Here is a 13,333-nt window from a genome sequence, read left to right on the forward strand (position 1 = left end):
TTGTTTATGCTGTTTAAAAATATAAAATTAGAAAATCATAATTTGAATTTCTTCGTATCCTGAAAAGTATTCCAAAAGCGAAGTAATTCTAAATTAGTGTTTTCGATACGATAATAAAGTGAAATATGTTTGGTAATGACAATTTTATAAACGCTTTTGAAGTTTGTTTTTATAAATAAAACATTGTCATTTTTTAAAAGTTCTATTGTGGTATTTACTTTTTCGATGAATCCAAGAGCAACTTTTTCAGACCATTCTGCTTCTAAATAATCAATGTTGTTCCAAAAGTCTTTTTTAGCTTGTGGAGCCCAAATTACATTCATTATTTAAAATATTTTGAATAACGATTTTTGGTTTCTTCCATAACAACATCATGTTGAATACCTTCATTATGATCTAAAGAATAAATAGCCTCATTTATATTGCTTTTTAGCTCTTCGGAAAGGCTTTCTTTAGATTGGATAAAGTCAACAATTTCCTGAATTAAATCAGGGTTATCAATGTCTAAAACAATTTTAGCGAGTTCTATTTTAGAAGTTTGAATGTTCATTTTGCTTTTTTCTCAAAGTTAAGTTTTTCTTTTAGAAATTTTTATAATGAATCGTTAATAATTCTAAAGGCATATTTCACAAAGAAGCTCAAAGAAAAAACACAGAGATTCACAAAAATTTTGTGCAGCTCTGTGTCTTCTTCGTGTATCTCTGCGAAATTACTTTTTCAAACCTTCAGCCGCTTTATTAACAGCCGCTTTCAATTCTTCTTTATAAGAAATGATAGTGTCTAAAACTTTTTTATCGTGGCTTCCGATGATTTGTGCCGCTAAAATTCCGGCGTTTTTTGCACCGTTTAAAGCAACCGTTGCAACTGGAACACCGCCCGGCATTTGCAGAATTGATAATACGGAATCCCAGCCATCAATAGAATTACTTGATTTTACAGGAACTCCAATTACAGGAAGTGGAGACATAGAAGCCACCATTCCAGGTAAATGCGCTGCACCCCCCGCACCAGCAATAATTACCGAAATACCGCGAGTATGTGCATTTTTACTGAAATCGAATAATTTCTCTGGCGTTCTATGTGCCGAAACGATATCTACTTCAACTTCTACATTAAATTGTTTTAATATGTCGATTGCATCCTGCATAACTGGCATGTCTGAGATGCTTCCCATTATAATGGCTACTTTGCTCATTTGTTTTTTATTTGTTTTGTTTCAGGTTTAAAGTTTCAAGTTGTTGGAAACTGTAAACACTCTTTGTTTAGTTTTAACTGAATACTGTCACTGCGACTGAAAACTATTGAGAAATCACTTTAATAGTATTCTTAACTTCCTGTGCAATTCGTCTCGCTTCCTGCATGTTTTCATTTACGATTGTCACGTGTCCCATTTTTCTAAACGGACGCGTTTGTTTTTTTCCGTAAATATGAGGTGTAACGCCATCCCATCCTAAAATTGTTTCGATGTTTTCGTAAACTACGTCTCCAGAAAATCCTTCAGCACCCACTAAATTTACCATAATTCCGGCAACTTTACTGTCTGTGTTTCCTAACGGAAGATCTAAAATAGCGCGTAAATGATTTTCGAATTGTGAAGTATAACTTGCTTCAATAGAATAATGTCCAGAATTGTGTGGGCGAGGAGCAACTTCGTTTACCAAAATTTCATCTTCATTGGTTTGAAACATTTCAACAGCCAAAAGTCCAACGTGATTGAACTTTTCTGAAACGTTTAAAGCAATTGCTCTGGCTTTTTCTGCTACTTTTTCATCAATTCTGGCTGGGCAGATTACGTATTCAACTTGGTTTGCTTCTGGGTGAAATTCCATTTCTACAACGGGATAGGTTTTAATTTCTCCCGATGGATTTCTAACTACAATTACCGCCAATTCGTTTTTGAACGGAACCATTGTTTCTGCAATACATTCTACATTTGGTAAATCATCCATGTCTGAAATCTGACGAATAACTTTTACGCCATTTCCGTCGTAACCAAATTCAGTGCATTTCCATACAAATGGAATTGTGATTTCGTTATTTCCAACTGATTTTTGCAAATGTAGCGGACTTTCAAATCGTAAATATGCTGCGGTCGGAATATTGCTTTCTGCATAAAAATCTTTTTGAGTTCCTTTATTCTGAATTCCTTTTAAGGTTTTTGGAGACGGATATACTTTTACGCCTTCGTTTTCTAATTGCGTTAAAGCTTCAAGATTTACCAATTCGATTTCAAAAGTCAAAACATCGACTTGTTTTCCGAAGTTGTAAACCGTTTCATAATCCATTAAATCGCCTTGAAAGAATTTGTTGCAGGCAATTTTACTTGGTGCTTCGTCACTTGGATCTAAAACATAAGTTTGGATGTCAAATTTTCTGGTGTCAGACAAAAGCATTTTGCCTAATTGTCCGCCGCCTAATATTCCTAATTTAAAATCAGAAGAAAAATAATTCATTTTGTGTTGTGTTTTTGCAAAGATACCTTTTAATCTTTTTTTAGCCAAAATTTCGTTGTGTTCAAGTTTTTTCTGCCACGAATTACACTAATTTCCACGAATTGTTTTTTTTAGTTTTGCCACAGATTAAAAGGATTAAAAAGGATTTTTTGTTTGTTACTAATTAGTTTAAATCGAATTAAAGAAAAAATTCGTGGAAATTAGTGTAATTCGTGGCAACTAAAACCTATTTTATTTTCTTCAAAACTTCTTTGGCAACAGCTTTGTAAGCGGCAGAATGATTTGCGAAATCTTTATCAATAATCACTTTTAGTTCGGGATGAATCCAGTCGTAATAATTTCCTAAAACATATAAAGTTCGAATAGAGTACGCTTTTGTAGCGACTTTTGTATCGTTAATTAACCAATCAAAAGAAGCTTCGATACAATCTTGAAGATTTTCTTCTGAAAGATGAATGCCGTTTTCGTTTTTCTTATAATGTGATTTTACCAAAAGCTGAGTTACTTTTGCAATTGGCCGAAGCGAACTTTCATCTTTTAATATTTTCAAATTAGAACAGAAAAAATCAAGATGAGGTTGAAGCCAATGTAATTCTTCGTAAGAAACAAATTCTAAAATCCAGCAAGCTTTATGATTGTTTTTGTCTTCGGGCGAAAAGCAAATTGAAACCAATTCACCAAAAAGAGATTGATTCTCTAAAATTTCTTGTGCAGCTTTGAGACGGTTTTCTCTATAAGCATTCACATAATCCAGTTTTTTTTGTAATTCAGACAGCATCTTCTTCCAAGTATTTAAATACTTAGCTAAAATACGTAATTTAATGAGATAATTCCGTAATAATTTACTGGCAATCCAGGATAGTAAAATCTTGGTGCTGCATTTCCAACTCCAGTTGCATTGGTTAAAATCATCGAAGCGTATTTTTCGTTCATAACATTATTAATTCCGGCATCTAGATGTGTTGTTAAACCTGATAAAATTTCAAATTGATATCCGGTTTTTAAGTTTAATAAAGAATAAGAATCTGAAAAATTAGCATTTGAATCATTCATTGGAATTTTATCTGTGAACTGAAAATCAGCTGAAAAGTAAAACCCTGAATTCGTATTTAAATTGAAACCTGCGCTTGCTGTATTGGCAGGAACTCCAGTTAATTTGTTTCCAGAAAAATCATTTCCGTTATCGACAAATTCTTTAAATTCATATTTTCCGATTGATGTTCCGATGTAAGAGTTTAAATTGAAAATTCGATTTATTGACCAATGGTGATTTAATGAAATTTCGATTCCTTCATGAAACGTTTTCCCAGCATTTACACCTTCGTATTGATCGTCGCCAATTCTTTTAGCAACCAATAAATCTTTAATTTCCATTCTGTAAACGGCAATTTGAGTGTATAATTTTTTATTGAAAAAATGAAGTTTTCCACCCAATTCAAAATTATAACCCGTTTCTGGTTTAATGTTTTGATTAATATTTCCTGTTGAAGTTAAAGTTTCTTCGGTTGCGGGAAGAGAAAATCCTCGGCTTACAGAAAAGTAAAACGTTCGAATTTCATTTGGTTTAAATAAAAACGAAAGTTGAGGCGAAAAAATGCCGTCATAACTATATTTTTCCTTCGGATTATTCGCGGAAGCGGGAAAATCATTTTGAAGGTCAAATTTGGTTTTGTTGTAATTTAATCCTGCCTGAATTTCAAATTGGTCGGAAAGTAAAGTTCTAATTTGCGAAAAAACATTATAAAAATGCCTTTTTTGATCAGTTGCCGTAAGTTGATCTCCTTGTAAACTTCCGTTTCCATTATTTTGCTGATAAAGATTTTGAAAAGTATTTCCGCTATAATTATCTCTGAAATATTCCAATCCAGCAATAAATTGATTTTTGATTTTTCCGATATTAAAATCTCCCGAAAACTGAGTTCGCACGCCCGCTGCAAAAGTATATTGACGCAAAATATCAAACGGACGCGGTTCGTTGCTGTCCTTATAGTTGATAAAAATCGAAGTCGAGTTTTTTAAATTCTCATTAATTGAAAAATCATAAGCCAATCCGCCTAAAGTTGATTTGTATTCTTTGAATCCTTTTGAAGCAACCCAAGTCGGTGCGCCCGCTTGCGGATTATTTTCGAAAGTCGTTTTATTAATCGAACTTGGAATGTAGGCTTTTAAATAAGTATAATTAGAAAAGTAAGTCAATTTGCTGTTTTTCTTTCGAAATAATTCTCCTCCGAGTGTAATTCCTTCGCGATTGTACGCACTGTTTTGGCGCCAACCATCGGTTTTTAAATTGTGATAGCTCAGATTTAAAGAAGATTCTTTTTCATTCAAATCAAAAGAAATTCTATTTTTCAATAATCCGTAAGAACCAAAAACAGAACTTACTTCGGCTTTATAATTTCCTTTTTTTAAAGTTTGAGGCGAAATTAAAATTGCACCGCCCAAACCTGCGCCGTAAACACTCGAAAGCGGTCCTTTTATAATTTCAATCTGATTGATGTTTTGAAGATCAATATCGTCAATAACCGTTTCGCTATTTCCAGAAGTCAAAGGGATACTTCCATAGAATGCTCTAATTTTATTGGTTCCGTATGGAGTTCTCGCGCCAATTCCGCGAATCGAAATTCGGGTTGTCGTAATATTTGAAGATTGCATAAAAACACCCGGAATCGTATTAATGACATTGCTAATATCTGTCGTGTTATTTCGAAGCAATTCTTTCTCGGATAAAACACCAATAGAGGCGGGGCTTTTTTGCAAATCTCGATTAATATGAAGCGGACTAATTAAAACTTCGTTTAGTTTTTGAGTTTTGGTAGAATCAATATTTTGGACTTCTTTTTCCTGTGCTAAACTATTTCTAGAAATAAAAAGAACAGAAAGAAGAAGAAAATATTTTTTAGAAATCATACAGATGAAATTATGATGTAAATAATTTTAACACATAGAAACATAGCATTGATTGAGGCAAAAAAGGCGTTTCACTTAATCTAAATACACATAGCAACTATGTGTGAAAACGAGTTTTCTTAAAATCAACTTTTAAATGCAAAAAATCTATGTTCCTATGTGTTTAAAATCTTTTTAAATTTTGGAATTTGGAATTTCTATTTTGGAATTTTAAAATTTTATTTCTTCGCAGTTACTTTCCAAATCGTATTTCCGCTATCATCATTTACCAAAAGCGATCCATCATTCATAACAGTAACCGCAACTGGACGTCCGTAAACTTCGGCTTTATCATTATCAGAAATAAAGCCAGTTAAAAAATCTTCTGGTTTTCCCGAAGGCTTTCCATCTTTAAAAGGAACAAATAAGACTTTATAACCTGAAATTACAGATCGATTCCAAGAACCATGCTGACCTACAAAAGCCCCATTTTTATATTTTGCTGGAAAAGCATCTTTTGTGTAAAAAGCCAATCCCAAAGAAGCTGTGTGAGCACCAACTGGAACATCTGGAACAATAGCTTTTTCTATCAAATCTTTTCGTTCGCCTTTCCCTTTCCATCTTGGATCAGGAATGCTTCCAAAATACGAATAAGGCCATCCATAAAAACCGCCTCTTTTTACACTCGTAATATAATCTGGAACTAAGTCGTCGCCAAGTTCATCTCTTTCATTTACCGCTGTCCAAAGTTCTTTTTTATTGGCAGGATTCCAATCCATTCCCATTGGATTTCTAAGACCTTCGGCATAAATTTTTTCGCCAGTTCCATCAGGATTGATTTCTAAAATTGCAGCACGGCGAATTTCTTTATCCATTCCGTTTTCACCAACATTACTTCCTGAACCAACACCAATATAAATTTTTGTTCCTTCAGGATTAGCGAGCAAACTTCTTGTCCAGTGATTGTTGTATCCGCCAGCTGGCAGTTCAACAATTTTAGTTCCTTTAGTTTCTAATTTTAAAGGTGCATTTTTATAAGGGTAACGGTAAAGTCCATCGGTATTTGCAATATAAAAGAAGTCTTTTAAAATTAACATTCCTAAAGGTCTGTTTAAACCAGAAATAAAAACTTCGCGAGTTTCATATTTTCCGTCTTTATCATTGTCACGCAAAACTATAATTTGATTTTTGCTTGTTCTAGTTCCGCTTTCAACAACAAAAATATCATTGTTTGGACCTATATAACTCCAACGCGGATTCTCAAATCCGTCTGCAAATTTTGTAACTGTAAAACCTTCTGGCGCTTTTGGTGTTTTGCCTTCTGGCCAGCCTATAACTTTGCTATTCTTTGTTTTTGATTCGGTTGCGTAGGGCGGAGGAAGCGTAATATTTCCAATTGCTGTTTTTACAACATTCCCAGGTTGTTTGGCCAGCGCTTCTTTTTCTTCCTTTTTTACTTGCCCATTGCAGGAAGTAATCAATGCTAATAATGCTACTGAAAATAGCGGTAAGGATTTTTTCATTGGTTTTTTGGAGTTAAATAATTATTTAACAACAATTTACTGAAATTAAAAACAGCATCAAAAAGTAATTTGTAATTATTAACTGATATTTAACATTCTTAAAAAATATCGCGATACAGTCCATTTTGATAGAAGCAGTTAAGTTGTAATTCTGTATCTTTGTCCATTATTTTAAATTTAAAAATAATGATACAACTTCACGATAAACAATTTGTTCCGTTTATTTCGGCTAAAGAAATTGATTTTGCTTTAACTAAAATGGTGGCTCAGGTAGAGGATGATTTTGGAGATGATACACCAATTTTTATTGGAGTTTTGAATGGCGCTTTTATGGTGGTGTCAGATTTTCTTAAAAAATATAAAAAACAATGTGAGGTTTCATTTATAAAAATGGCTTCGTATGAAGGAACTGAAACGACAAATTCGGTTAAAGAATTAATCGGAATTAACCAAGATTTGTCTGGCAGAACGGTAATTGTTATTGAAGATATTATCGATACAGGAAACACAATTGAAGAATTGAAACACTTGTTTAAAGCACAAAATGTAAAGCATTTTAAAATTGCAACATTATTTTTTAAGCCAGAAGCTTATAAAAAAGACATAAAAATAGATTATATCGGAATCAGAATTCCAAACAAATTTATTGTTGGTTATGGTTTGGACTACGATGGTTTAGGACGAAACTTAACTGAGATTTACAAATTAGCAGAATAACAAAACACAACTAAATATTCATTTTAAAACTTCTGAAAGACAGAAGTAACAACACTCATTTCAATTATGATTAACATCGTTTTATTTGGAAAGCCTGGTGCAGGAAAAGGAACTCAGGCAGAATTTTTAAAAGAAAAATACAATTTAACACACCTTTCAACTGGAGATATTTTTCGTTTCAATTTAAAAAATGATACTGAACTAGGAAAAAAAGCAAGAGTTTTTATGGACAATGGAGAATTAGTTCCGTGCGAAGTAACAACTGCAATGTTAATTGATGAGGTAAAAAAACACCCAAACACAGCAGGATTTTTATTCGACGGTTACCCAAGAACAATCAACCAAGCTGAGGCTTTAGATAAATTTTTACCAACAATCGGGTCTAGTGTAACAGCAACAATCGCTTTAGAAGCAGACGATGAGATTTTGGTAGCACGTTTATTAGAAAGAGGAAAAACAAGCGGAAGAGCTGACGATCAAGACGAAGAAAAAATTCGTGTAAGATATCAAGAATACAATGAGAAAACAGCTCCTCTTATTGGATATTATAAAGAACAAAACAAGTTTCACGCCGTAGACGGTATCGGAACTATTGAACAAATTACAGAGCGCTTAACGTCAGTTATAGATAATTTGTAGAAGCTTTTTCCAGCTGTACGTGAAATCCCGATAGCTATCGGGACGCTAAAAAAACTATTTTTCCAAACCATAAAACGAGCTTATCCCGATGCATCGGGAGTCGACTGTTTTCTGGCAGGAAAATTTAGTTTTTTTAGCTGTGGGCTTTTCACTTCCATCTGGGCTATAATGAATTGAGTACAAATTGCATTTAACTAGACCATTTTATAACGAATCCCCTATCAATTGGAAATACTAATTATATTTTTTCTAATTCTCTTAAACGGAGTTTTCTCCATGTCTGAAATCGCATTGATTTCGGCGCGTAAAAACAGACTTGAAACGGCGGCGAAAAAAGGCAATAAAAGTGCAAAAACAGCACTTGATTTAGCTAATTCCCCAAACAAGTTTTTATCAACAGTTCAAATCGGAATTACCTTAATCGGAATTTTAACCGGTATTTATTCTGGTGACAAAATCACTGCTGATGTAGAACTTTTTGTGGCAGGTTTTGCTGCTCTTAAACCTTATGCGCACTCAATTGCTGTTGGAATTGTAGTTGTAGTTTTAACTTTTTTCTCATTGGTTTTGGGAGAATTGCTTCCAAAACGAATCGGATTAAATTATCCAGAAGCTATTGCTAAAATGGTGGCGATGCCAATGAAAGTAATTTCAATTATTACGGCGCCATTTATTTGGTTATTAACTTCATCCACAGATTTTTTATTGAATGTTTTTCAGATAAAACCAACTGCTGATGGAAAAGTCACTGAGGAAGAAATTAAAGCCATCATTAAAGAAGGAACAGAAGTAGGAGAAGTTCAAGAAATTGAACAAGATATCGTGGAACGTGTTTTTCATATTGGAGATCGAAAAGTAAATTCTTTAATGACGCACCGCAAGTCGGTAGACATGCTGCCATTAAAAGCAGATAAAGAGAAGATCAAAGAATTAGTAGTTCAAGATCTTCATGCAGTTTATCCAGTTTACAATGATAATTACGATGATATTGTTGGAGTGGTAACACTTAAAAATATTTTCGCGAATGTCGAAAAAGATAATTTTGATTTATCTGCAATCATGTCTGATGCGCCTTATTTAATGGAACAAACTACAGCTTATAAAGCTTTAGAAAATTTCAAAAAAACAGGAGTTCATTATGCATTAGTTTCTGATGAATATGGCGTTTTTCAAGGTTTGATTACTTTGAATGACATTTTGGAAGCTTTAGTTGGAGATGCAGCAGAATTCTATAAAGACGAATTTCAGCTTATAGAAAGAGAAGACGGCTCATGGCTGGTTGATGGACATTATTCGTTACATGATTTCTTAACTTATTTTGAGTTAGACGAATTGACAAACGATTACGAAGTAAACACCGTAAGCGGAATGATTATGACGGAGCTTTCACATATTCCAAAAGAAGGAGAGAAACTAGTTTGGCAGAAATTCGTTTTAGAAGTTGTCGACATGGACGGTGTAAAAATTGATAAAGTGCTTGTTAAAGCGCTTAAAGAGTAAAGAGAATTTGTTTCAAGTTTAAAGTTTCAGGTTTCAGGTTTGCGTAGCGCAATAACCTGAAACTTGAAACCTGAAACCTGAAACTTTACATAAACAAAGAAAATGACAGAAGGGAATTTTGTAGATTACGTTAAGATATATGTTTCTTCCGGAAAAGGAGGAAAAGGATCTACGCATTTACATAGAGAGAAATTTATTGAAAAAGGTGGTCCAGACGGAGGAGATGGAGGTCGTGGAGGACATGTATATTTAGTTGGAAATAAAGGACTTTGGACATTATTTCACTTAAAGTTTGCTCGTCACATTAAAGCTGGACACGGTGGAGATGGCGGTGGAGATCGTAGTACAGGAGCAGACGGAGAAGATAAAATTATTGAAGTGCCATTAGGAACTGTTGTAAAAGACAAAGAAACGGGAGAAACACTTTTTGAAATTACGGAACACGGAGAAAAACAAATTCTTGCAAGAGGAGGAAAAGGAGGTTTAGGGAACTGGCATTTTAGAAGTTCGACAAATCAAACGCCTCGTTATGCGCAGCCAGGTTTGCTTGGAATAGAAATGGACGTTATTCTAGAACTTAAAGTTCTGGCAGATGTTGGTTTAGTTGGTTTCCCAAATGCAGGAAAATCTACTTTATTATCTGTTTTAACTTCAGCAAAACCAAAAATTGCAGATTATCCTTTTACGACTTTAAAACCAAATTTAGGAATTGTGGCTTATAGAGATTTTCAATCTTTTGTAATTGCCGATATTCCTGGAATTATTGAAGGCGCTGCAGAAGGAAAAGGTCTTGGGCATTATTTCTTGCGTCATATTGAGCGTAACTCAACTTTATTATTTTTAATTCCAGTTGATACCGCTGATATCAAAGCAGAATATGATATTTTGGTGAATGAATTGACGAAATACAATCCGGAAATGTTAGATAAAGAACGTCTTGTTGTTATTTCAAAATGCGATATGTTAGACGATGAACTAAAAGCAGAATTGAAATCAGAATTAGATGTTTCGTTTAATGGCATTCCTTATATGTTTATTTCATCTGTTGCACAGCAGGGTTTGACAGATTTGAAAGACAGACTTTGGAAAATGCTTAACGAATAAAGTTCTAAGTTTCTAATCTACTAAGTTCAAAGAAAAAACTTAGACTCTTAGAAACTTAGTAGCTTAGTAACTTTTAAAAAAGAAAGGCGTTCTATTTTAGAACGCCTTTCTTTTTTAAAAACAATGTTAAATTCTTAATAAAAGGCTAAAAAAGCGAAAACATGTGCAATTTTGGATTTGTTTTGAGCGGAATAATTATAAATATGAGTTATATTCGCATCACTTAAACAAAATAACATGAAAAAAGTAATTTTATTCTTGACCATGTGCCTTATGGCTTTCCCAATGAGAGCCGATGAAGGAATGTGGTTTTTGATGTTTATCGAAAGATTGAACCATAGAGATATGGAAAAAATGGGCTTGCAATTGACAGCCGAAGAAATTTACAGTATCAATAATCATAGTTTAAAAGATGCGATTGTACAATTCAATGGTGGATGTACAGCAGAAATCGTTTCAAACAGCGGATTGGTATTGACTAATCATCACTGCGGATACAGTGCGATTGCAGAACTTTCAACTGCAGAACAAAATCATTTGAAAAATGGTTTTTGGGCAAAAAATCGTTCAGAAGAACTGAAACCTAAATCTTTATTTGTTCGTTTCTTCGTTCGTATGGATGACGTTTCTAAAAGAATTTTGTCTAAAGTAAATGATACAATGACAGAAACTGAAAGAAACAAAATCATTCAGCAAGAAATCGCTTTGATCGAAAAAGAAAATAGCGAAAACGGAAAATATACAGTTTCTGTTCGCCCTTTCTTTCAAGGAAATGAATATTACTATTTTGTTTACCAAGATTACACAGACGTTCGTTTAGTTGGAACTCCTCCTGAAAGCGTTGGTAAATTTGGTGGAGATACAGACAACTGGGAATGGCCTCGCCAAACAGGGGATTTCTCTATGTTTAGAGTTTATGCTGATAAAGACGGAAATCCTGCTGCATATTCGAAAGACAATGTGCCTTTAAAACCAAAACATCATTTACCAGTTAGTTTAAAAGGTGTAAAAGAAAATGATTTTGCAATGATTTTAGGATATCCAGGAAGAACAAACCGTTGGATGCCAGCTGGTGGAATCGAGCAAAATATTAAATATGCTTACCCTGCGTGGGTTGAAGGTGCGAAAACAGGAATGGATGTAATGAAAAAGTATATGGATAAAGATGCAACTGTTCGTTTACAGTACGCTTCTAAATATGCTTCTACGGCAAATTACTGGAAAAACCGTCAAGGTATGATCGATGCTTTAACAAAAGCAGGAACGGTTGATACTAAAGCGGCGCAAGAAGATAAATTTTATGAGTGGGCAAGCAAACCTGCAAATAAAGAAAAATACGAAAATGTAATTCCGACAATCAACGATTATTACAGAGAAACAAACTTAAAAGCGCGTCACGATAATTATTTGACACAACTTTTACGTACTTCTAGTTATGCAAGCGGACCTGCTAGTTTAGGAAATGCTTTAATTGCATACTACAAAGAAAATGATGCAAAGAAAGCAGAAATGCTTCCTAAAATCAATGCAATGGTTGAGGCAATCTATGGTGAATTTTACGCTCCATTAGAAAAAGATGTTTTAACGGCTCAATTGAATTTATACGCTTCAAAAGCTGCTGAGTACGGACTTGCTCCAGAAATTGCAAAAATGAAAACAGCTAATAATGGTGACTTTACGGCTGATATAGCAAAAGCAACTGAGCAAAGTTACTTTACATCAAAAGAAAAAATAGTAGCATTTTTAGCAGATCCGAAACCTGTAGCAATTACACATGATCCTTTGTATATTATTTCTAATGATTTGATGACTAAATATCGTTCAAAAACAGATGATCAAGCAAAAGCTGATGACGGTTTTGCAACGGCTTTCCGTAAATTGGTTGAAGGTTTGAGAGAATCAAAATTAAACGCGATTCAATATCCAGATGCAAACTCTACTTTGAGATTGACTTACGGAAAAGTTCGTGCTTTACCTGCAGATCCTCGTAATGATGCTAAAATCAATAACTATACAACAATGGAAAGTATGGTTAAAAAATACAAAGCAGGAGATCAGGAATTTGACTTGCCAGCTCGTTTATTAGAATTGAACAAGAAAAAAGATTTCGGGCAGTATGCTGATAAAGCAGGATATATGCCAGTAAACTTTTTAACGGATAATGACATTACAGGAGGAAATTCTGGTTCTCCAGTTATTAACGGAAAAGGAGAGTTAATCGGAATTGCTTTTGACGGAAACATCGAAGCGATGGCCGGTGACGTTATTTTTGATTCTAATTTACAAAGAACGATCAACGTTGATATTCGTTACGTACTTTGGATTATCGACAAATACGCTGGTGCTAAAAACATTATCGACGAATTGACGATTGCTAAATAATCGAAGTTCTCATTATAAATATCAAACCCCACAGGTTTTAAAAACCTGTCGGGTTTTTTGTTGTTTTTAATTTTGAAAAGAATGTCATCCTGAGCGAAGTCGAAGGCTTTCCAATCGGAACGGGTCTTC

The 13,333-nt window shown here is 33.9% G+C and carries 12 protein-coding genes; 5 read left to right on the forward strand and 7 right to left on the reverse strand.

Annotated features, from left to right (window positions below):
• Window positions 1–35 precede the first annotated feature (35 nt).
• From P0R33_RS15280 to P0R33_RS15310, 7 genes are all read right to left on the reverse strand, one after another.
• On the reverse strand, window positions 36–323 hold the full coding sequence (locus tag P0R33_RS15280) for a type II toxin-antitoxin system RelE/ParE family toxin (RefSeq protein ID WP_276172034.1): 288 nt from the start codon (window positions 321–323) through the stop codon (window positions 36–38).
• Entirely contained in the window at window positions 323–550 is a 228-nt protein-coding gene (locus P0R33_RS15285) for a hypothetical protein (RefSeq protein WP_276172035.1), read from the reverse strand. The genes P0R33_RS15280 and P0R33_RS15285 overlap by 1 nt, the downstream gene beginning before the upstream one ends.
• Window positions 551–709: 159 nt before the next feature.
• Window positions 710–1,195 (reverse strand): 5-(carboxyamino)imidazole ribonucleotide mutase, encoded by a 486-nt coding sequence (purE, locus tag P0R33_RS15290; protein ID WP_012022518.1) that lies wholly within the window; start codon window positions 1,193–1,195, stop codon window positions 710–712.
• Window positions 1,196–1,298: 103 nt separating this feature from the next.
• Entirely contained in the window at window positions 1,299–2,453 is a 1,155-nt protein-coding gene (locus tag P0R33_RS15295) for a 5-(carboxyamino)imidazole ribonucleotide synthase (RefSeq protein ID WP_276172036.1), read from the reverse strand.
• Window positions 2,454–2,679: 226 nt separating this feature from the next.
• A complete protein-coding gene (locus tag P0R33_RS15300; protein WP_276172037.1) occupies window positions 2,680–3,231 on the reverse strand; it encodes a hypothetical protein in 552 nt (183 codons plus the stop codon).
• A 26-nt stretch (window positions 3,232–3,257) separates the two neighbouring features.
• Entirely contained in the window at window positions 3,258–5,360 is a 2,103-nt protein-coding gene (locus P0R33_RS15305; RefSeq protein ID WP_276172038.1) for a TonB-dependent receptor, read from the reverse strand.
• Window positions 5,361–5,578: 218 nt separating this feature from the next.
• A complete protein-coding gene (locus P0R33_RS15310; RefSeq protein WP_276172039.1) occupies window positions 5,579–6,862 on the reverse strand; it encodes a sorbosone dehydrogenase family protein in 1,284 nt (427 codons plus the stop codon).
• Between the two features lie 186 nt (window positions 6,863–7,048).
• Between P0R33_RS15310 and P0R33_RS15315 the strand changes: the two genes are divergently transcribed.
• From P0R33_RS15315 to P0R33_RS15335, 5 genes are all read left to right on the forward strand, one after another.
• Window positions 7,049–7,579: a phosphoribosyltransferase family protein gene (locus P0R33_RS15315; protein WP_276172040.1), complete on the forward strand. Its 531-nt coding sequence runs from the start codon at window positions 7,049–7,051 to the stop codon at window positions 7,577–7,579.
• 66 nt (window positions 7,580–7,645) lie between these two features.
• Window positions 7,646–8,218 carry an adenylate kinase gene (locus P0R33_RS15320; protein ID WP_276172041.1) on the forward strand — a complete coding sequence of 191 codons (573 nt, stop codon included), beginning with the start codon at window positions 7,646–7,648 and terminating at the stop codon, window positions 8,216–8,218.
• Between the two features lie 276 nt (window positions 8,219–8,494).
• Window positions 8,495–9,718, forward strand: a complete 1,224-nt coding sequence (locus P0R33_RS15325; RefSeq protein WP_276172042.1) for a hemolysin family protein — start codon at window positions 8,495–8,497, stop codon at window positions 9,716–9,718.
• A 102-nt stretch (window positions 9,719–9,820) separates the two neighbouring features.
• Complete coding sequence (gene obgE, locus P0R33_RS15330; protein ID WP_276172043.1) at window positions 9,821–10,822, forward strand: GTPase ObgE; 1,002 nt, start codon at window positions 9,821–9,823, stop codon at window positions 10,820–10,822.
• Between the two features lie 237 nt (window positions 10,823–11,059).
• Entirely contained in the window at window positions 11,060–13,204 is a 2,145-nt protein-coding gene (locus tag P0R33_RS15335) for a S46 family peptidase (RefSeq protein ID WP_276172044.1), read from the forward strand.
• Window positions 13,205–13,333 lie beyond the last annotated feature (129 nt).

Source organism: Flavobacterium sp. YJ01 (assembly GCF_029320955.1).
Lineage (GTDB): Bacteria > Bacteroidota > Bacteroidia > Flavobacteriales > Flavobacteriaceae > Flavobacterium.